This window comes from Kribbella flavida DSM 17836 (genome assembly GCF_000024345.1).
GTDB classification, from domain to species: Bacteria; Actinomycetota; Actinomycetes; order Propionibacteriales; family Kribbellaceae; genus Kribbella; species Kribbella flavida.
Map to the genome: position 1 here is coordinate 6077000 of NC_013729.1, position 18991 is coordinate 6095990.

At 70.4% G+C, this 18991-nt stretch carries 20 protein-coding genes; 10 read left to right on the forward strand and 10 right to left on the reverse strand.

The window, feature by feature from the left end:
* Positions 1-73: 73 nt before the first annotated feature.
* A complete protein-coding gene (locus tag KFLA_RS28005; protein ID WP_012923206.1) occupies positions 74-2248 on the forward strand; it encodes an MMPL family transporter in 2175 nt (724 codons plus the stop codon).
* On the opposite strand, the gene yczE is transcribed toward KFLA_RS28005, so the two are convergent.
* Positions 2181-2894 carry a membrane protein YczE gene (gene yczE, locus KFLA_RS28010; RefSeq protein WP_012923207.1) on the reverse strand — a complete coding sequence of 238 codons (714 nt, stop codon included), beginning with the start codon at positions 2892-2894 and terminating at the stop codon, positions 2181-2183. The two genes, KFLA_RS28005 and yczE, sit on opposite strands and share 68 nt — an antisense overlap.
* 61 nt (positions 2895-2955) lie before the next feature.
* On the opposite strand from yczE, the gene yczR reads away from it, so the two are divergent.
* Both yczR and msrA read left to right on the forward strand, forming a co-directional pair.
* Positions 2956-4395 carry a MocR-like transcription factor YczR gene (yczR, locus tag KFLA_RS28015; protein ID WP_012923208.1) on the forward strand — a complete coding sequence of 480 codons (1440 nt, stop codon included), beginning with the start codon at positions 2956-2958 and terminating at the stop codon, positions 4393-4395.
* A gap of 87 nt (positions 4396-4482) precedes the next feature.
* Positions 4483-5130 carry a peptide-methionine (S)-S-oxide reductase MsrA gene (gene msrA, locus KFLA_RS28020; protein ID WP_012923209.1) on the forward strand — a complete coding sequence of 216 codons (648 nt, stop codon included), beginning with the start codon at positions 4483-4485 and terminating at the stop codon, positions 5128-5130.
* Positions 5131-5193: 63 nt separating this feature from the next.
* Here the strand turns inward: msrA and KFLA_RS28025 are convergent, their stop codons facing one another.
* The 4 genes from KFLA_RS28025 to KFLA_RS28040 form a co-directional block, all read right to left on the reverse strand.
* Positions 5194-6012, reverse strand: coding sequence for an oxygen-binding di-iron domain-containing protein (locus KFLA_RS28025; RefSeq protein ID WP_012923210.1), 819 nt, complete (start codon positions 6010-6012; stop codon positions 5194-5196).
* A 64-nt stretch (positions 6013-6076) separates the two neighbouring features.
* Positions 6077-8008, reverse strand: a complete 1932-nt coding sequence (locus tag KFLA_RS28030) for a tetratricopeptide repeat protein (RefSeq protein ID WP_012923211.1) — start codon at positions 8006-8008, stop codon at positions 6077-6079.
* Between the two features lie 155 nt (positions 8009-8163).
* The gene (locus KFLA_RS28035) at positions 8164-8565 is read right to left on the reverse strand and encodes a hypothetical protein (protein WP_041289519.1); all 402 of its coding nucleotides are present in this window, start codon (positions 8563-8565) and stop codon (positions 8164-8166) included.
* Positions 8566-8668: 103 nt separating this feature from the next.
* A complete protein-coding gene (locus tag KFLA_RS28040) occupies positions 8669-9430 on the reverse strand; it encodes a class I SAM-dependent methyltransferase (protein ID WP_012923212.1) in 762 nt (253 codons plus the stop codon).
* A gap of 577 nt (positions 9431-10007) precedes the next feature.
* Between KFLA_RS28040 and KFLA_RS28045 the strand changes: the two genes are divergently transcribed.
* Positions 10008-10316, forward strand: coding sequence for a DUF1905 domain-containing protein (locus tag KFLA_RS28045; RefSeq protein WP_012923213.1), 309 nt, complete (start codon positions 10008-10010; stop codon positions 10314-10316).
* Here the strand turns inward: KFLA_RS28045 and KFLA_RS28050 are convergent.
* Both KFLA_RS28050 and KFLA_RS28055 read right to left on the reverse strand, forming a co-directional pair.
* Positions 10313-11059, reverse strand: coding sequence for a nucleotidyltransferase domain-containing protein (locus KFLA_RS28050; RefSeq protein WP_041290573.1), 747 nt, complete (start codon positions 11057-11059; stop codon positions 10313-10315). The genes KFLA_RS28045 and KFLA_RS28050 overlap by 4 nt on opposite strands.
* 83 nt (positions 11060-11142) lie before the next feature.
* A complete protein-coding gene (locus KFLA_RS28055; RefSeq protein ID WP_012923215.1) occupies positions 11143-11739 on the reverse strand; it encodes a DinB family protein in 597 nt (198 codons plus the stop codon).
* Positions 11740-11851: 112 nt separating this feature from the next.
* Here KFLA_RS28055 and KFLA_RS28060 point away from each other — a divergent pair, with 112 nt between their 5' ends.
* Positions 11852-12310 carry a hypothetical protein gene (locus KFLA_RS28060; protein WP_012923216.1) on the forward strand — a complete coding sequence of 153 codons (459 nt, stop codon included), beginning with the start codon at positions 11852-11854 and terminating at the stop codon, positions 12308-12310.
* Positions 12297-12872 (forward strand): DUF3995 domain-containing protein, encoded by a 576-nt coding sequence (locus tag KFLA_RS28065; RefSeq protein WP_202797035.1) that lies wholly within the window; start codon positions 12297-12299, stop codon positions 12870-12872. Before KFLA_RS28060 ends, KFLA_RS28065 begins: the two co-directional genes overlap by 14 nt.
* Positions 12873-12883: 11 nt before the next feature.
* Here the strand turns inward: KFLA_RS28065 and KFLA_RS28070 are convergent, their stop codons facing one another.
* Positions 12884-13744 carry a hypothetical protein gene (locus KFLA_RS28070; protein WP_237706616.1) on the reverse strand — a complete coding sequence of 287 codons (861 nt, stop codon included), beginning with the start codon at positions 13742-13744 and terminating at the stop codon, positions 12884-12886.
* A 165-nt stretch (positions 13745-13909) separates the two neighbouring features.
* Positions 13910-14440, reverse strand: a complete 531-nt coding sequence (locus KFLA_RS28075; RefSeq protein ID WP_012923219.1) for a hypothetical protein — start codon at positions 14438-14440, stop codon at positions 13910-13912.
* A 38-nt stretch (positions 14441-14478) separates the two neighbouring features.
* Between KFLA_RS28075 and KFLA_RS28080 the strand changes: the two genes are divergently transcribed.
* From KFLA_RS28080 to KFLA_RS28095, 4 genes are all read left to right on the forward strand, one after another.
* The gene (locus KFLA_RS28080; RefSeq protein WP_012923220.1) at positions 14479-15246 is read left to right on the forward strand and encodes a DinB family protein; all 768 of its coding nucleotides are present in this window, start codon (positions 14479-14481) and stop codon (positions 15244-15246) included.
* 189 nt (positions 15247-15435) lie between these two features.
* Positions 15436-15939: a DinB family protein gene (locus KFLA_RS28085; RefSeq protein WP_012923221.1), complete on the forward strand. Its 504-nt coding sequence runs from the start codon at positions 15436-15438 to the stop codon at positions 15937-15939.
* A gap of 987 nt (positions 15940-16926) precedes the next feature.
* A complete protein-coding gene (locus KFLA_RS28090; RefSeq protein WP_012923222.1) occupies positions 16927-17358 on the forward strand; it encodes a hypothetical protein in 432 nt (143 codons plus the stop codon).
* 48 nt (positions 17359-17406) lie between these two features.
* Complete coding sequence (locus KFLA_RS28095; RefSeq protein ID WP_012923223.1) at positions 17407-17808, forward strand: VOC family protein; 402 nt, start codon at positions 17407-17409, stop codon at positions 17806-17808.
* 137 nt (positions 17809-17945) lie between these two features.
* Here KFLA_RS28095 and KFLA_RS38495 read toward each other — a convergent pair whose 3' ends face one another.
* Positions 17946-18974 (reverse strand): GNAT family N-acetyltransferase, encoded by a 1029-nt coding sequence (locus tag KFLA_RS38495; protein WP_083792921.1) that lies wholly within the window; start codon positions 18972-18974, stop codon positions 17946-17948.
* Between the last annotated feature and the right edge of the window lie 17 nt (positions 18975-18991).

The window sequence follows — 18991 nt, forward strand, 5'->3', positions numbered from 1 at the left end:
GTTCTTGCCTACCGTCCGGCAGGTAGCCTATCTACCGACCGGCAGGTAGACAGCATGTTCAGGAGGATTTCCCGTGTTCACTCGACTCGGACGCTTCGTCGTCCACAACCCGTGGAAGGTGATCGCCGCCTGGGTGATCGCGGCGATCGCCGTGGTCGCCTTCGCGCCGACGATCGCCGACGTCACCAGCAAGGACCAGGCCAGCTTCCTGCCCGACTCCTACGAATCGGTGCAGGCGCAGAAGCTGGCCGCCGACGCGTTCGGCCAGACCAGCGACGCGACCGCCAGCATCGTCGTCAAACGAGCCGACGGCGCGCAGCTGAGCGCCGCCGACCAGGGCAAGGTCACCGCGCTGGCGAAGAGCATCACCGAGGCGAGGATCGAGCGGGTCACCGGCGCGGTCTCCGGTCCGCAAGCCCTCTCGCCGAACAAGCAGGTCCAGCTGGTCAGCGTCGGCCTGAAGGGCCTCGCCGAGGAGCAGGCCGTGCTGGACGCGGTTCAGAAGGTCCGCGACCTGACCGGCCCGGCGCTGTCCGGCAGCGGCCTCGAGTACGGCGTGACCGGGGACGCGGCGCTGTTCCTGGACAACCAGGACGCCTTCGAGAACGCGTTCGTCGTGGTCGGTGTCGCGACCATCGTGCTGATCATCGGCCTGCTGCTGTTCATCTACCGCAGCCCGGTCGCGGCCCTGCTGCCGATCCTCACCGTCGGCCTGGTCAGCGCGATCGCGCCCGGCCTGATCGCGCTCGCCGCCAAGGCGTTCGACCTGCAGGTGACCCAAGACCTGCAGACCATCCTGACCGTGGTGCTGTACGGCGTCGGCACCGACTACATCCTGTTCCTGCTGTTCCGGTACCGCGAACGCCTGCGGGCCGGCGAGGACCCGAAGCAGGCGCTGGTCACCGCGACCGGCCGGGTCGCCGAGGTGATCGTCTCCGCCGCCGGCGCGATCGTGGTCTCGTTCAGCGCGCTTCTGCTCGCGGTCTTCGGCGCCTTCAAGAGCCTCGGCCCGGGCCTGGCGATCGCCGTCGCGGTGATGGCGTTCGCCGCGATCACGCTGGTCCCGGCGGTCGTCTCGCTGCTCGGCCCGAAGGTGTTCTGGCCGAGCAAGTCGTGGCAGCACGCGCCGAAGGGCGCGATGTTCGGCCGGTTCGGCCGGTTCACCGCGCGCCGCCCGGCACTGGTCGCCGCGATCTCCGGCGGCCTGATGGTCGCCCTCGCCCTCGGCACGCTGGGCATGAAGATCGACTACGACGCGTTCAGCCAGCTGCCCTCGGACACCGAGTCCAGCCGGGCCATCAAGGACCTGCAGGCCGGCTTCCCCGCCGGAGCGCTGAACCCGACCACCGTCTACGTGAAGAGCACCGACGGCAGCCCGCTCGACCCCACCGAGCTCACCCAGTACGCCGGGAAGCTGGCGAAGGTGGAGGGCGTCGGAGCGGTCCTCCCGGCCTCGGCGGACGGATCCCCCGTGCTGCTCAACCCGGACAAGACCGTCGCGCAGATCAACGTCGTACTGGCCGACGCGCCGTACTCGGCGGCGTCGCTCGACCTGGTCGACGGCAAACTGCGGGACACCGCGCACGCCGACGCCCCGGCCGGGACCACCGCGCTGCTCGGTGGCGTGACCGCCAGCTACACCGACATCCGGGACGCGAACAGCCGCGACCTGTCGGTGATCTTCCCGGTCGCCGGCGGCCTGATCGCGATCATCCTGGCGCTGCTGCTGCGCAGTCTGCTGGCGCCGCTGCTGCTGATGATCGCGGTGGTGCTCAGCTTCTTCAGCACCACCGGCGCGACGGTGCTGGTGTTCCAGGGCGCGGCCGGGCACGCCGGGGTCTCGTTCTCGCTGCCGATCATGCTCTACCTGTTCGTCGTTGCCATCGGCACCGACTACAACATCCTGATGATCGCCCGGCTGCGGGAGGAGGCCGAGCAGGGCACCGATCCACGCACCGCGGCGGACCTGGCGATCGAGCACGGCGGGCCGTCGGTGGCGGCGGCCGGGCTGATCCTGGCCGGCACGTTCTCGTCACTGATGCTGGCCGGCATGGCGCTGCTCACCGAGATGGGCTTCTCGGTGGCAGTCGGGATCGCGATCTCGGCGTTCGTGATGTCGATCTTCCTGGTGCCCAGCGTGATCGCGCTGCTGGGCACCAAGGCGTGGTGGCCGCGCAAGCTCAAGCTGCAGACCCCGGTGCAGCAGGACCGGGAACTGGAGCCGGCCGCTCCGCCAGCTGCACGGTAAAGATCGGCAGCAGGACGTGGACGAGGGGACCGATCGCGAGGGCGTACGCGACGGTCCCCAGTCCGACCACGCCGCCGAGCAGCCAGCCGACAGCCAGTACCGTCACCTCGATGCTGGTCCGGACCAGGCGCACGCTCAGCCCGGTACGCCGGACCAGGCCGGTCATCATCCCGTCCCGCGGCCCCGGGCCGAACTGGGCCCCGATGTAGAGCGCACCGGCCAGGGCGTTCAGCACGATCCCACCGACGGTGAGGAAGAGGATCCGCACCCACAGCGTGTCCGGCGTCGGCAGGACCGCCAGCGACAGGTCGGTCACCAGGCCGATCACGATCGCGTTGCTGATCGTGCCGAGCCCCGGCCACTGACGCAGCGGGATCCAGAGCAGCAGCACGACGAAGCTCATCGCGATCACCACCGTGCCGAAGCTGAGCGGCAGGTGCACGGTGATGCCCGAGTGCAGCACGTCCCACGGGTCCAGGCCGAGGTGGCTCTCGATCATCAGGCCCATCGAGGCGCCGTACAGGACCAGCCCGACGTACAGCTGGACCAGGCGGCGCGGCAGGCGGCCGGCCCGGAGCTGCTCGATCGGGTTGAGCGCGGCGAGCGTGCGGGGTGAGCGGGCAGGAGCATCGGCAGTGGCGGTCACCTGACCAGTCTGCGCCCGGGTGGCCTGGTGATCGATAGCCAATTGAGTAATAGTGGACTGCATGACCGCACAGCAACTGCCCGCGAGCACCTTGATCGGCCTGCTCGGCGCCTGGTCCGACGCCACTGGACCGGCGTACCGTGCGCTGTCCGAGCGGCTCCGGCTGCTGATCGCGGACGGGCGGATCATGCCGGGGTCCCGGCTGCCGAGTGAGCGTGAGCTGACCGACGCGCTCGGAGTCAGCCGGACCACCGTGGCCTCGGCGTACCGGGAACTGCGCGACCGCGGCTACCTGACAAGCCGGCGCGGTTCGGGCAGCGTGACCGCCCTGCCGTCGAAGGTCGGGCCCGAGCTGGGCCGGCACCACGCCCCGGGGATCGAGACCGACGGGCTGTACGACTTCACCTGCGCCGCCTCCCCCGCCGCGCCAGGGATCAGTACGGCGGTGACCGAGGCGCTGGAGGGACTGCCGTACCACCTGGCGACGCCTGGCTACCACCCGCAGGGCCTGCCGGAGCTGCGGGCGGAGATCGCGGCGGCGTACGACGCGCGTGGGCTGCCGACCAGCGCGGACCAGATCGTGGTCACCGGCGGCGCGCTCGCCGCGACCTGCATCGCGGTCCGGGCGATGACCCAGATCGGCGACCGGGTGCTGACCGAGAGCCCGACCCACCCGAACTCGGTCGACGCGATCCGGCGCAGCGGCGCCCGCGTGGTCGCCGCGCCGATGAGCCCGGACGGCTGGGACCTGCCTTTGCTGGAAGCAACGATCCGGCAGACGGCGCCACGGGCGGCCTGGCTGGTGGTGGACTTCCAGAACCCGACCGGGCGGCTGATGCCGGCGGCGGACCGGCAGCGGCTGGCGATCGCGTTCGCCCGCAGCCGGACCACCGCGATCGTCGACGAGACGCTGTTCGAGCTGGCGCTGGACGGGCAGGAGATGCCGCCGCCGTTCGCCGCCTTCGACCCGTCCGGGGTGATCACCGTCGGGTCGGTGAGCAAGTCGTTCTGGGGCGGCCTGCGGATCGGCTGGCTGCGGGTGCCGGAGACGCTGGTCGCGCGGATCCTGGACGCGCGGGCCTCGATGGACCTGGGCGCGCCCGTGCTGGAGCAACTCGTCGTCACCCGGCTGCTGCGCGACCGTGCGACCATCCTGCCGGAGCGCCGGGCGGGCCTGCGCGAACGCCGCGACGCCCTGGCCGGCGCACTGCGGGAGGTGCTGCCGGAGTGGCGGTTCACGCTGCCCGGCGGCGGGCTGTCGCTGTGGTGCGAACTGCCCGCGGCCGTCGGCTCGAGCCTGGTCGGGGTGGCCCAGCGGAACGGCGTACTGCTGGTGGCGGGGTCGCGGTTCTCGCCCGAGGGCGGGCTGGAGACGTTCATGCGGTTGCCGTACACGCAGGACCCGGACACGCTGCGTCACGCCGCCTCGCTGCTGGCGGCGTCGTACGAGCAGCTGACCGAGCGACCGGCGGCCCGGCGTACGGCGGCGTTGATCGCGTGACGTCATCGCGCCGTAAGCGCGGAGGGGAAGGTTCGCCTTCGGCGGCGTGTTGGGAGACTATGAAAGTCATTCTGCGAGAGGCGTGAGATGTCGTTCTTCAAGCGCAACACAGCCCTGGTCGAGCCCGCGGCCGCCCTGCCCGGCCGCTCGGAGCCCGCGTACTCCGTGCCGGCCGACAACATCGTGCTCGGTACGCCGCAGACCGCGCCGGCCCCCGAGGGGTACGCCGAGGTCTGGTTCGGCACCGGCTGCTTCTGGGGCACCGAGGAGATCTTCTGGCAGCAGCCCGGCGTCTACACCACCGCCGTCGGCTACGCGGGCGGGTACACCCCCAACCCGTCGTACGAGGAGGTCTGCACCGGCGGCACCGGCCACACCGAGGCGGTCCGCGTCGTCTACGACCCCACCCAGACCACCTTCACCGCCCTGCTGAAGGTCTTCTGGGAGACCCACGACCCGACCCAGGGCATGCGCCAGGGCAACGACCTGGGCTCCCAGTACCGCTCGGCCGTCTACTACACCACCGACGAGCAGCGCCAGGAGGTCGAGCGCACCCGCGACCTCTACGCCCCCGTCATCGCCGCCCGCGGCTACGACGCCATCACCACCGAGATCGCCCCCGCCTCGACGTTCTACTACGCCGAGGCCTACCACCAGCAGTACCTCGCCAAGAACCCCAACGGCTACCGCTGCCACAGCAACACCGGCGTACCGTTCCCGGCCGACGAGATCTGACCCTCGGCAGGATTTGGGGATCCGTAGAGTTCACCGCGGGCGGCGCGGCTGTTCAGCAGGTTCCTAGGGGAGCGCGGCCTCCGCCTCCATCTTGGCTTGCATCGCGTCCAGCATCGCGGTGAACTCGGCGTGGCTGGGCGCCTCCATCGGCGTGGCGTCCGGTGTCGTCGCGAGCAGGTCGAGGAACCGGTCGAGGAAGTCCCCGGGCGCCGACGGCAGGTGCGCGGAGAAGATCCGCGCCGGCCGCAGCCGGCGTACGCCCTCGAGCACCTCGGCGAACTTGTCCCGGTCGAGCATCGTGCTCCACGGGGAGTCCATCACCGCCCAGGCGAGCATGCCGCCCGCGAGGGCGTCCGCCGGGATCTCGGTGACATCCTGCGTCGGCTCCGGCAGCGTCGCACCGAACGAGTCGACGCTGAAGAGGCTGCCGGTCGACTCGTCGAGGAACCCGATCGACATCGGATTGTCGTAGAGCGGCGGCGCGACGGTGCGCAGCGTGCGGTCGCCCACGGACAGCCTGTCACCCGCCCGGATCGCGTGCACCCGGTCCATCGGCACCGGCCACCAGGTCGACATCCGCAGCGCCGACAGGGCGTGAGTGACGAGTCGGGCCTGGGGCGCCGCCTCGAGGACGCGCTGGACGGCACCGGTGTGGTCGGCGTCGTCGTGGGTGAGCCACAACCATTTCAGGTTGGCCAGACCGATGGCGTCGTCGACCGCGTCGAGGAGCTGGTCCGCGTCCTGCGCGATGCCGGTATCGACGAGTACTGGCTCAGCCGCCTCGAGCAGGAAGGCGTTGATCGTGAGGACCCCGTCAGGGCCCAACGGCAGGGAAACCGGCAGCACGTGCACGTCGGCTGTGGGTCGGTACGGGTTCTCCATCAGAGCCTCCGAGAGCTGGTTGTTCTTGCCCGGAAGGCGTTCAGGTCAGCGGTGTTCCGTTCAGTCAAGGGTGAACGATCCAGCGGACGGGATCGGTGGGGTCGGGCTCGAACGCACAGTAGAGGCCGGTCTGGACGCGGCGGTCCAGCACGTCCCCTGCTTCTGGCAGGTCAGTCCGGATCCGTGCGATGGCGGTGCGCACCGAGCGAGTGACGTTGAGCCGGGCCCGTTCGGCCGCCGACGCCGCCCTCCGGGAGCGTCCGGACAGCCCGAAGGCGGCGGCGAGCTGGGCGACGAGCTCGTCACACTCTCGCTGAAGCTGCGTGGCGCGGTCGTCCTCACCGATCGCGAGCGCGTCCTCGATCTCCTCGCGCAACTGCTCGACCCGTCGCCGGTACGCCTGTCGCGCGGTGCCGTCCAGCAGCTCGCCGGCGTCACCCAGCCGGTGCCGGTCGGGCCCATCGGGCACCACGTGCTCGATCTGGTCGACGAGATCGAGCACGTGCCGCTCGACGCCTGGGCTGGACATCAGCATGGCAAGGTAGCGGAGTCCCTTGGTGTGGGCGAGCCGGATCCGTACGCCGTCGCACTCCACCGCCCAGGCGGCCGGACCGCAGCGCAGTGTGACCGTCCGGCTGGCGGCCCTCCCATGAGCCAGCCGCTCGAGGAGCTCGAGGTCGCGGGGCGGCACCGTGACGTCGAGCCCGGAGAGGACGCTCGCCACGCGGCCGGCCTCCACCTGCGCCGCGGCACGATTGCCGGCCTGCTCGTGCAGGCGGGCCAGCTCGAGTCCGAGCGCGACCTTCATCACGGGCAGCCCGACCGGCAGTCCATCCACCGCTTGCTCCATGCCGGTGATCGCGCCGACGAGGTCGCCCTTGGCAGCCAGCACTCGTGCCTCCACGGCGCCTGCCATCCCCGCCAGGCGCGGTACGGCGAGGCCGGTGACGCGCTCGGTCATCCGGCCGCAGGCCTCGCCGGCCGCCTCCACCTTGCCTGCGGCCAGTTCGGCTTCGGTGAGGATGGCCAGCAGCTCGACAGCGCGCAGCAGGTCGGACCCGACCATGCGCAGGCCACGCGACGCGGTGGCGATCGCTAGGTCGGTGTCGCCGCGCGCGAGGTGCAGACGAGCGGCCGGCAGCAGTGCCTGCAGGTGGGCCTCCTTGCCGAGCAGCAGGGCCTCGGCGTCGCCAAGTCTTCCCTGCCGGATGCGCAGGTCGGCGAGGGCGATCGCCGGATGCCAGCTGGGCAGCCGCATGCAGGCCTCGAACTCGGTCACTGCGCGGGCCAGCACCGCTTCGGCCTCGGTCCAGCGACCGAGCTCCATGAGTGCGGTCGCCTGGACCGCGTCACAGTGGCTGCTCAGGAACGCCGGGCCGCCCGGGACCGCACCGACGAGCCCGACGCGGCGCAGGTCGTCCAGCCAGTGACCCACGCGGTCGAACGCGCCGGCGTAGTAGCAAGCGGTGAAGAAGGAGCAGACGCCCATGCAGGCGGCGTCCTGGTCACGGGCCGGCCCGCACCAGAGCGCGACCGCCTCGTCCAGCATGCTCATCCCCTCGACGAGGTTGCCGGCCTCCACCTGCGCGAGCCCGCCGTCGGCGAGCGCTTTTGCCTCCAGGTCGACGTCGCCGAACCTGCGCGCTCGGTCCAAAGCGAGCTCCGCCCGCTTCAACAGCTCGTGTGGGTCGTCTACGTCGCAGCCAACCCCCGCGAGCGCCACCCAGCCCTGTTCCAGGCACTCTGGCTCGTCCTCCAGCAGCCGGGCGGCCCGGTGGAACCACGCGCGGGCCGCCGCCCGGTTGGCCCTGAAGGTCTCGAACGCCCAGCCCAGCCGCGCACAGGCCATCGCCGCCTGGCGCGGGTCGCCGGCCGCGGCGAACCGGCGCACGTCGGCCGACAGCTGGTCCATGCCGGCCTGGATATCGCCCTCGCCGAAGGCGGCCATGGCAGTGGACCTCGCCGCGCCGGCATCTGCGTCGGGCTCCGTGGCCACGCTTCGATCGTAGTCCCGCTGGAGAGACTCGCACCTAGGGTCTGGTCAATCAGACGGCCGACGCGCGGCCGCCCGGATTGTTCAGCGGGCTCCTGGCACGGTCCGGCTTCTCTCGCCTCGGCGGTATCGCTACCACCAGCCACGGCATCATTCGTTCAGTCCGCGTCCGGCGGAGTCGCTGTCGACAGCGACTCGATACGACGTCGGATCCGTCGCGGTAAGTACCACTGCGAGAAGAGCACGACACCGAGGGCTGTCGCCGGAAGCCATGCCCATAAGGAGCCGTTGAGAACTCCGACGACAGAGCCTCCGAACACGAGCGCCAGCACTGCGATCCGCAGCATGCGCGTGCGGCCGCCGAACTGAGCGAGCTGCTGGTTGGCGAGGCGAAGAGCCGCCGACCGAACCTGCGGGTCGTCCGGTACCGGTCCACCCGCCGCCGCCCGGCGCGCCACCGCGACCTCGTCAGCCGGGAGGTCGCCGTGGGAATGCCTCACATCTCGCTCGCACTTCGCGGCCCACCGGCCCATCAACAGGCCGAACGGGACTCCGGTCACGACAGCACCTACGCTGCTGCCCACCAACTCGACCCGTCGAGCTTGGTGAAGATTCCCATGCTCGCACCGAACAAGACGCCGGTCAGAAGTCCAGCGACTCGTGTCATGCGTGGCGGTGGGCGAGGTGGGCGTGGACCTCGGCGTTGAGTTCCACGGTTTCGGGCAGCACCTGGAGGATCCGGCGGAAGACCTCGTCGCGGTCGCCGGCTTCGAGCATCACGTACGCCGAGACCGTCGAGAGTTGTCCGACGTAGTCATGGGCACTGATCGTCAAGCGCCGTTCGATCACCGCCTGCCGGACGTCGGTGAACCACTCGGACTGCTGGAGCTCCGTGCCGGGCCACTGCATCGGGCGATCCGCGGGGGTGCCGTCGGGCGACGGGACGCCGTCGTCGTCCAGGTACGGCGCACGTGCCGCGCGCACCGCCTCCTTGAGGTCCGGGTCGGCCAGCTGGATCGGTACGCCGAAGGATGCGAACACGCCACCCGGCCGGACGAGTGCGGCCATCCGCTCCCACCGGCCTTCCGGGTTCGTCCAGTGGAGCGCGGCAGCCGAGTACACCAGCTCGTACGACGAATCCAGCGGCAGGTCCTCGAAGGCCGCTTGCACCGTCGTGACGGTTGCGGGCAGGTACTTGCGCAGCTCCGCGAGCATGGCCGCGTCAGGCTCGGTCGCGGTGACCGCGATCCCCGCCTGCGCGAACAGGCGCGTTGCCTTGCCGGTCCCGGCGCCGATCTCCAGGGCGGTCCGGATCGGCCCACCGGCGTAGGCCGTCACCAGCTCGAGCAGTTCCGCGGGATACCCGGGCCGGAACCGTTCGTACGCCTCCGCCACCGTCCCGAAGCTCAGTGCGCGCGTCACCATGCCGGCATCCTGGCACGTCCCTTTCCCCAGCGCGCGTCATTTCCCGCGCCGAGGCGCGACCGGACAGGTCGGTTCGCCCTAGGGTTCAGCCCGGGGATCGGCTCGACGAGGAGCTGACGCTCGGTGTGGTCGAAGTGGTGAGCAACTGGTGCTCGTGGCCCGACCGCCTGGGCTTCGAGCAATGCACCGGCCAGGGCGTGTAGCCGCACGGAGTCAGGTAGAGCCGCCCACGCGATGGGCCAGGAGGCCACGCACGCCTCCGCCGTGCGGGCGGCTTCGCCGGCTCAAGGTCGTGATCGATCTCGACGCTGCGCTGCCAGCGCCAGCAGCTTGCCGACACCAGCACCAAGGACCGCCCCGACAAGCGTCATGAGCACGGTGGAGTAGAGCCACTCGGACTGGTCCGGGATGCTGCCGAACACGGCAAAACATGCGACGCCGCCAATGGCCGCCCCCCGGACACCCCAAGGACGTTGGTGCCGCTGGGGTTGTCGGCTCATTGCTCGACCGTACCTTTCCGGCTGCCCCCACCCCTCACTCAGCGAGCGTTGTCGGTGCCGTGTCCTACGGTCGGGCCATGGCACGTATCGGGACCTTCCAGTTCACCGCGCCGCTCTGGCTGCACTCGGGCGACGCCGGGTGGTACTTCGTGACGGTGCCGGCCGACGTCAGCGACGACATCGCCGAGCTCACCGCGGGTCTCCGGAAGGGCTTCGGGTCGGTGCGCGTCAGGGTCACGGTGGGCGCCACCAGCTGGCAGACCTCGGTCTTCCCGGACAGCAAGCGGGGCGCCTTCGTCCTGCCGGTGAAGAGAGTCGTGCGGATCGCCGAGGGCCTGTCGGCGGGCGCCGAGGTGAAGACGCAGCTGGAGCTGGTCGACTTCTAAACTGCCGCCTCCAGCAGAGACACGACCTCATCGACGCTGCTCGGCAAGGTCTGCGGCGTCAGTCCGCTGAGGATGCGGTCGACCTCTCGCAGGCCGGCCCGGTCCACCAGCCTCTTCTCGTTGGTGACCCACTCGCCCCGAGCCGCCAGTACGGCGTGCGCCGCCTGGCACGTGGCCGTGGCGATCGCCCCGGCGCATTCGGCGACATGCCCGTGTACTGCGTGCGCCGACCGCGCGTACGAGAGCGTGTGCCTGGCCTCGTTCGACCAGCGATCAGCCGCGCTGCGACGGAGAGCATCGGGATACTCGGGCCGCGGCAGCTCACCGTGCAGAACCTGGTTGACGGCCAGCTCCGCCACGACGACGTACGTCGGGATGCCGGCCAGGTGGAAGAGCAGCCGCTCGATCTGGAACCGCCCCGCCCGCGCCTCGGCCAGGTGATGCTCGACCTCGTCCAGATCGCGGTAGTGCACGTCGACGCTGCGGCCGTCGAACTGCAGCCAGGCCCCACCGTTGAACACCCCGCCGCCCCAGCCACCGAGCTCGGACACCTCGCCCGGCCAGCCGACCGCACGCAGGCTGTCCGGCGAGAACGCCCCGCGGTAGTAGACGGAGAAATCCCAGTCACTGTCCGGGCGATGGGTGCCCGCGGCCCGTGATCCGCCGAGCGCGACGGCCTGCACGGAGGGCAGTTCGGCGAGTCGGCGGGTGACCTGATCGAGCAAATCCTGGTCCGGCAGCATGCCGGGCATGCTTCGCCATCCCGGCTCTGCGATCAACCCGTTTTCGCAGGGTCGGCTCGGGGTTCGGTCCACCCGTCGGCGATCTACTCGGTGGCTGACTTCGCGCCGGCGGCCTGGGCTGCCTGTTCGACGCGGGCTCGGTAGTCGGCCCACCACTGGTCGTCGTGGTCGAGCAGGTTGGTGTTGTTGGCGTTCAGGCCAACAGCGCCGTCGAGTTGTTCGCGCAGGATGTCGGCGTGGCCGGCGTGCCGGTTGGTCTCCGCGAGCACGTGGACCAGGATCTTGTGCAGCGTCACCGCGCCGCCCGTCCACCACGGAACCTGCCCGGGTGCGTCGAGCTCGAGTGCGTCGATCGTCGCGTCCGCGTGCTCGCCGACGCGCCGGTAGCAGTCGACGATGTCGGCGCGGGTCTCGTCCGCGGTCGCCCAGGCGTCGGCGTTCGGCTCGGCGTCGTCGTCCCACCACGGCAGGTGCTCCGGGAACGGCCGTCCGAACGTGGCACCGAAGTAGCCGGCCTCGACGATCGCCAGATGCTTGATCAAGCCGAGCAGATTGGTGCCGGTGGGAGTCAGTGGACGGCGTACGTCGTACTCGGACAGCCCGTCGAGCTTCCACAGCATCGCCGCGCGGGCCGAGCGCAGATAGTTGTGCAGGGTCGTCTTCGCGTCGGCTTCGATCATCCAGGCAGTGTGCCAGCCGGAGGGCCGTGCGCGCGAAGTTCATTCTCCGGAGGGAGCCGGTTCCCTCCGGAGAGGGATCGCTGCCCGGCCGGCGGCGCCTACGGTCGTGGGCATGGTCGATACCAGCCGCTCAAGACGATGGCCGGCGTACGCGCTGGCGGTGCTCTTCCTCGGGTACGCCGTGGGCAAAGCCGGCTACGCGTCCCAAGCCCGGCTGGGGTTTCCGGGCGGTCCGGTCGTGTCCGCGGCCGAGCAGCAGAGCTACTTCCTGCCCGCCGCCACGGCCCAGTGGATGGCGACCGTGACCGGTGTTCTGGCCGCGGGCGTCGCGCTCGCGACGGTCACCCGGTGGGGTCGCCGCGTACCGAGGCCGGTGATGCTGGTCGTGCTCGCCGGCATGGTGCTGACCGTCGGCGCCGGCGCCGCGATCATGGCCGTGGACGGCTTCGTCGGGATCGGTATCGGCTGGCAGTGGTACCACGGGGCCGTGGGGGTCGTGGTGATCGGGCTGCTGCTGGCGATGATCCAGTCGTACGCCGCCGCGACCGGGGGACGCCGTGCCTCGCGCTGATTCGGCCGGGCTCGCCCGGCCCGCCAACGACGCATCAGGCAACGGTGACGCTCGGCGCGACTCCCGCCCGTACGGTGCCTACGGTGCGGCAGCGTGCGCGGCGGCGTACGGGTCGATGAAGCTGGCGCAGGCGCTCGGCGCGAACGCTCTGGCCGACAAGGACCCGCTGCCGCCGGACCTGCGCGACCGGCTGCTCGCCCGCGACCCGTTCTTCGTGGCCAGCCACTGGATCCTGGCGACGGCCGCCCTGATCGGCATCGTCGTCGCCCTGGCGACCATCGCTCCCCGCCCGACCTTCCAGCGGCGCGTGCTGCTGTCCATCGCCTGGATCCTCGGGATCTTCATGATCACCCGATCGATCGGCGTCGGGGGGTTCGGCTTCGTCGGCGACATCCTGCTGCTGACCGACGTCCGTCCGCCATCGGCCGAGCACGCTCCGCTGGACCGCATGCTGGCGCGGTGGGACCTCTTCCTGTGGTCCCCGTTCTTCCTGCTCTGGGGCACCTGCTGGGTGCTGACAGCGCGGAGACTCACCGTCCGCCGGCTTCGACCGTCCGCTTGACCGTCTGCAGCTCAGAGCGCGAGCGTCAGCCAGCCGCCGATGTCCTGCCGCCCCGCAGCCAGCGCCGCGGTCCGAGCACCTCTGTTGTCTGCATGGACATCGCCGAGCAGCATGAAGCTCGACTCCGGAAGGGACCGCGCCAGCAACGCGTTGACCGACGCCCCGAGTCCCCGGCCGCGAAACGCCGGCGCCAGGATCAGCTCCCGTACGACGTACGCGGGCAGCCCCAGCGTGTCCTCGCTGTCGCTCATCGCCGCCGAGTAGCCCGCCCACACACCGTCCACGGTGATCTCGAACAGCAGCCCTTGCTCCGCGGAGGTCTGCAGGTTCTCCTTGCCCGGCGGCGAAGCCTGCTCCACGTGCGCCGGATGGTCGCGATCCACCGCGGCGTACGCCTGCTCGACCTCTTCGTAGTGATCCACGGTCGATGCCGGGACCAGAGCAAGACCAGCCGGTACGTCGCGCTGCCTCAGCTGCTCGATCGGCGCGCCCAGGCAGCGGCGGTCGCGGCGGGTCCCGGGGAACGCGTCGATTGGCTCTGCGCTCCACAACCTGACATAGCGGGGCTTGTGTACGCCATAGATCTCCCGGGCCGCCGCAGCCACGCCCGGCAGGTCCCCGGGCTCCAGCCGTCGCCGCATCGGACTCGCGTCGACGAACGGCTTGGTGACGTCCAGCCCCTCGAAGCGCATGCTCAGCATCGCAGCCTGGTCGTTGCCGACGTCTACCCAGTAGTTGAGCATCGCCTCCGCCGGCGTGCCCGGGGCGAACCGCTCGGTCCTGGCCTCGGCGATGGACCGATCGTTGGCGAGCAGCACATCGACGTCCTCGTGCAACGCGGTCAGCAGCTCCAGGCGCGTCGTGTCGTCCACCCACGCCCGGGTCAACGGATGCTGACGCTCAAGGGTGTAACCGGCAAGCTCACGTGCGGTGGGAATCACTCAGAACCGTTTCCGTGCGTGCAGAGCCCAAGCGCGCCGGACGGCGGCCCACTGCGCAGCGTAGCCACGCACACCCCGGCCCGACACCGGTTTCCTCTACTGGGACGTCGTGGCCGGCGCACGCGAGAGCTCCTCCGCGCGCCGGCGAGAACGTCGGGGCGTCCACCACAGCACAGCGAAGACGCCGGAGAAGAAGACGGTGTAAACAAGCACCCACGGTGAGTCGAGAATCGCCGCCACCACAGTGACGTCGATCAGCACCACCAGCATGACGAGTGTGAACCGGCGCATCCGGCCGGAGGAGAAGCTCGCGAACGCCAAGGCGATCCGCCGCGCCGCCGCTCGCACCTCAGGATCCTCGGGAATCGGTCCGCCGTCCGCGGCGCGGTACGCGGCCGCCAGCTTGTCCTCCGGCAGCTCCCCCTCGGCTTCCGCCGTCGCCCGATCCCACGTGACGCCGAGCCGGACCATGGCGGCGCCGAAGAAGATGCCGATCAGGACGCCGCCGACCACCGCCTCCGTCCAACTGCCGTCGTCCTGTTTGATGAATGCACCCATGACGACGCCGAACGGGACCCCGCCCAGCAGGAACGTCACCCACGTCGGCATCCGAGGCCTGGTCTGCATCTCTCCATCATCTCCTGGATTTGCCCTAGCGTGGATCCATGAGCGAGGACAACGGCACCGACGCCCGGACCTTCGAGCGAACAGCCCTGCGCAAGACCCTCTTCAAGGACGCTGACCTCAGCGGAAGCCGCTTCGAGCGCGTCAACCTCACCGGCGTTGTCATGCGCGGCGTGGAGCTGGGCGACGCCACCATCGACGGCGCGGTCTGGAACGTCACCATCAACGGCGTCGACGTCGGACCGCTCATCGAGGCTGAGCTGGACCGCCGCGACCCCGACCGCGTGAAGATGCGCCCCACCACCCCCGCCGGCTTCCGCGACGCCTGGTCCCTGCTCGAGATGCTGTGGTCCGGCACCGTCACCCGCGCCCGGACCCTGCCGCCCGAACTCCTGCACGCGTCGGTCGACAACGAGTGGTCCTTCACCGAAACCCTGCGCCACCTGGTCTTCGCCACCGACGCGTGGATCCACCGCGTGATCCTCGGCGACCCGCACCCCTGGGACCCGCTGGACCTCCCCTTCGACGAGATGCCCGACGCCCCCGGCATCCCCCGCGACCGCGACGTACGCCCGTCCCTCGACGAGGTTCTCGCGCTGCGCCGCGATCGCTGGTCGACGGTGCGCCAGTTCCTGGACACCCTCACCGAGCAGCAACTCGACAGCCACACCACTCCCGTCACCGCCCCCGGCTGGCCGGCCCCCGAGAGCTATCCCGTCCGCGACTGCCTGCTCATCGTGCTGAACGAGGAGTACCAGCACCGCCTGTACGCCGAACGCGACCTCGCCGCGCTCATGTCCGCCAGCTGAACTTCTGCAAGCGCGGCGCACGTCCACCACTCACCAACCCCCGGCTCACCGACCAATGCCAGTCGGGCCCGCTCTGGCACTTCGCAAAGCCAGCCGTTGCTGAGTGGTGGAGTTCCGCTCTCGTCCACTTGTCGACATCACGGACGGACGCAGAGCTTTTCGTCGGTGCCACCTGGGAGGCTTCGGTGCATGAACTCGGACGCGGTGGACGAAATGCTGGTCGGCTTCCTGGACGCTCAGCGGCGGCGCGCCCTCGAGATCCTCGCCGGCCTGGACGACAAGCAGCTACTGACCCCTGCGTTGCCATCGGGCTGGACGCCGCTTGGCCTCATCGAGCACCTGGGCCACGCCGAACGCCACTGGTTCCAGCAGGTAGCGCTGGGCGCCGCTGATCCACTGCCGTGGCCGGAAGACCCCGAGGACGGCGGCGGTCCCCTCTCCACCACCCGGACCCCCGAGCTGGTCTTCGCCTTCTACGAAGACCAGATCGCCCGGGCCAACGCCGTCCTCGCCTCGACCCCGCTCTCCACTCCCCCACAAGGCCGGCACAGCGGCGACCCCACCCGAGAAGCCCCGGACCTGCGCGTCATCGTCGTCCACATGATCGAGGAAACCGCCCGCCACCTGGGTCACCTCGACGCCGCCCGAGAACTCATCGACGGCCGAACCGGCCTCGGCCAGGACGACCTGTAACCCGCTGAGTCGCCGCTGGCCGACCTGGGTGCTCGGGGCAACGATTCGGCGCAATGGAAGAGGCGGTCACCTGCGCCGAGGCACTCGGCAGCCCGCTTTGGAGGGCTATCCGAGCCGTGCGAGGTAGTCGCCATGGCTATGCCCCACGCCCAAAGGCACCCACCACCCAGGACGTGATCGGTCTCTTGCTTCAGACCTGCCACGAGTACGCCGACGGCAAGCGCAGCACGCACCCGCCGGAAGCCGGCATGCTGAGCAGTTGCTGCCGACGCAGGAGGCAACGACCCGCCCCGGAGTCCGAGCGTGCGCGCCCGGGGTCGTCGTCGACCGCGTCCGCGAGACCCTCGGCATCGTCTGACCAACCGACGGGCTCCGTACGCCCAACCACCCGTCCGCCTCACCAGGCAATCACCTGGGGCGTCGAACGCGCGAGCAGTTGCTCGTACAGGACGAGGTAGTCGCGCGCGCACTCCGAACTCGGCGGAGCAGCACAGCACGGCGCACTCCAGGAGTCAGCCGTGCATGTCGAGAAACTGCTTCGGCGTACGGGCAGGCATCTGCGACCTGCGGGGCGCACGGCGTCGTGGCGAACAGGTTGATCACCCCCGAGCAGGCAGGCCTGCCTCGACCCGGCGAAGCCGCCGGCTCGTGCCGTCGGAAGTAGTCGCCCGCGCCAGGCCGTCCGCCCACCAGCGGCGAGGGCAACCAGCTGCAGGTTCAAGGAGAGGAGCGGGCTGCTGACGATGGACGAACCCACCTGCGCCAAGAACCTCCGGACCCGGCCCGCCGGTCCGAGGGCTCTCGGCGACGGAACCGCCGAAAGCAGGCCGAAAACTCCTCCCGGGGGAAGGCGACCGCGTGCTGGCCCCAGCGGTTCGCGACCGGCTCGACCTCAAGCGGTGGTCGACGTGTCCGCCCTCGCAGTTCGGTGGGTTGGAGCGGCTCGGCGGGAAGTGGATCGGGGGTGAAGCCTGGCATGCTCGTGCGATGGTGATCGAGCGGGGTCGGCCCTGGTGGCAGGGAACGGAGGCGGGGGATCTTGACGAGTACTTGCGGGCGTTTTCGCACGGGCAGGTCTGCGCCGCGGTTCATGCTCGGTGCGAGGGATGCGACGGGTCGGTCTTCGGCGTCAGCGTGGACGCCGACAACGGGTATGCCGAGCGGCGGTGTGTCCGGTGCGGGGCGACACACGTGATGCTGGACAGCGCGGAGGCAGCCGGGGACGCGGACGTGGGCGAGGCTGCTTGTCCTTGTGGTGGGGAGGAGTTCGAGGTCGCGGTGGGATTCGCCGAGCGGGTTGACGGCGAGCTGGGATGGGTGTTCGTCGGGTTGCGGTGTACAGCGGACGGCGTGCTCGGCATCTACCTGGACTGGAAGATCGACTACCTGCCGTCGCGGCAGTTGCTCGAACTGGTCTGAGGAAGGCCGCAGCAGGCAAGCTGGCGTAGCTCGAGCTGAGGAGGATGCATGGCGCTTCGGTGGTACTCCGTGGTGGTGGACTGCTTGGACGTGCGGAAGCAGGCGGCGTGGTGGGCGGACGCGCTGGACTGGCGGCTGGTCCACGAGACCGATGACGAGTGCGTGATCATTCCGTCCTGGGTGGACCAGAAGGTCGTGGACGAAACGCCGTGGGAGCGGACCGGGCCGGGCATGCTGTTCGTCCGGGTGCCTGAGGTGAAGACGGTGAAGAACCGGCTGCACGTGGATCTCGCGCCGCACACCAGCCAGGACCGGGACGCTGAGATCGCCCGCCTGGAAGCCCTCGGCGCCCGCCGCGTCGACATCGGTCAGGGCGACGACGCCGGCGCCACGGTGCTCGCCGACCCCGAGGGCAACGAGTTCTGCGTGCTCAGCTCCCGCACGTCGTAGCTCCCGCTCGTCGTAGCCCCAGCTCGCCGATCGGGCACTTCGAGAAGGCGCCGCCCGTCCGCTACGCCGGAAAGGTGCCACGTCGTCGTACGTCAGAAGCCGGCGAGCCGCGGTCGCTTTCGCCGGGGCTGTCGGGATCAGGCCTGGGTGATCGCGATCGGGACCTCCGTGGCGAAGCCGGCACAGGCGGCGGACAGCGCCTCGGGAGTCACGCCCTCCTCCCCGAACAACGTGCGGTCCGGCCGGAAGTGGATCGTCGTGCCGGTACTGGAATCAGCCGGTACGGCGGTGAGGGCGCCCCGCGGCATGCCGTGCTCGTAGCGACGGGTCCAGCTGCCTTCGGTGCGGTGATTGGTGTGCACGGCCCACTCGCTCAGCGCAATCGGCACGGACATGCCGGCGCGCGGAAGGCCGTCGGGCAGCCGTGGCGAGTCCGGGTCGGCGAAGAAGCGGAGGTCGCGCGTCGCCATGATCGGCTTCACCATCGGCACGCCGCCGTCGTCGAACCGGACGGCGGTGCCGCGCCCGTTGTCGCTGACGGCGATCGAGCCGTCGGCGTGCAGCACGACCCGGACCTGTGTCGTCGTCCCCTCGACCGCCTCGTCGAGCGGGTAGGCGATGACCTCGAGCGCGAGGTGCAGCACGCCGCCGGCACGGTACGCCGGGTCCTGCCTGATCTGCTCGACGTGCTCGGTGTCCGCGACCGACAACCAGCTGTGCGTGCTCAGCCGGAGCGTGACGAACGGGATGGTGTCGCCCGGCAGCACGTAGCGCTCGACCTCCACGAACCCGTGCCGCTGCGCGAAGTGCAGCCCTTCGACGTTGGAGCCGAGCACGATCGTCTCCACCACCTTCGCGTCGAGCTCCTCCGCCTTCGCCAGCCCGCGCCGGTACAACTGCTCGCCGAACCCACGCCCCCGGTACGGCGGCAGCACGCGCGCGATCACCGTCACCGCCGGCGTCTCGTCGTTCGGCGGTCGCACGGTCGAGCAGCCGACCACCTCGTCGCCGAGGTACCCGACCTCGAGGTGGTTGCGCTGGGCCCGTTCCCGGATGTCGTCCGTCGACAACGGGTCCGTCGGAATGATCTCGTTGTGCACCAGCCGCCAGTCGGCCACCAGCCCGTCGTCGCCCGCCGACACCACTTCCACCCGAAGTTCGCTCACTCCCCCACCCAACCCCG

What these genes read in the sequence shown, in the direction of transcription:
- yczR (WP_012923208.1), top strand. Translation starts at nt 2,956, where the DNA reads ATGACCGCACAGCAACTGCCCGCGAGCACCTTGATCGGCCTGCTCGGC.
- msrA (WP_012923209.1), top strand. Translation starts at nt 4,483, where the DNA reads ATGTCGTTCTTCAAGCGCAACACAGCCCTGGTCGAGCCCGCGGCCGCC.
- KFLA_RS28025 (WP_012923210.1), bottom strand. Translation starts at nt 6,012, where the DNA reads ATGGAGAACCCGTACCGACCCACAGCCGACGTGCACGTGCTGCCGGTT.
- KFLA_RS28040 (WP_012923212.1), bottom strand. Translation starts at nt 9,430, where the DNA reads ATGGTGACGCGCGCACTGAGCTTCGGGACGGTGGCGGAGGCGTACGAA.
- KFLA_RS28045 (WP_012923213.1), top strand. Translation starts at nt 10,008, where the DNA reads ATGGCACGTATCGGGACCTTCCAGTTCACCGCGCCGCTCTGGCTGCAC.
- KFLA_RS28050 (WP_041290573.1), bottom strand. Translation starts at nt 11,059, where the DNA reads ATGCTGCCGGACCAGGATTTGCTCGATCAGGTCACCCGCCGACTCGCC.
- KFLA_RS28055 (WP_012923215.1), bottom strand. Translation starts at nt 11,739, where the DNA reads ATGATCGAAGCCGACGCGAAGACGACCCTGCACAACTATCTGCGCTCG.
- KFLA_RS28060 (WP_012923216.1), top strand. Translation starts at nt 11,852, where the DNA reads ATGGTCGATACCAGCCGCTCAAGACGATGGCCGGCGTACGCGCTGGCG.
- KFLA_RS28075 (WP_012923219.1), bottom strand. Translation starts at nt 14,440, where the DNA reads ATGCAGACCAGGCCTCGGATGCCGACGTGGGTGACGTTCCTGCTGGGC.
- KFLA_RS28080 (WP_012923220.1), top strand. Translation starts at nt 14,479, where the DNA reads ATGAGCGAGGACAACGGCACCGACGCCCGGACCTTCGAGCGAACAGCC.
- KFLA_RS28085 (WP_012923221.1), top strand. Translation starts at nt 15,436, where the DNA reads ATGAACTCGGACGCGGTGGACGAAATGCTGGTCGGCTTCCTGGACGCT.
- KFLA_RS28090 (WP_012923222.1), top strand. Translation starts at nt 16,927, where the DNA reads ATGGTGATCGAGCGGGGTCGGCCCTGGTGGCAGGGAACGGAGGCGGGG.
- KFLA_RS28095 (WP_012923223.1), top strand. Translation starts at nt 17,407, where the DNA reads ATGGCGCTTCGGTGGTACTCCGTGGTGGTGGACTGCTTGGACGTGCGG.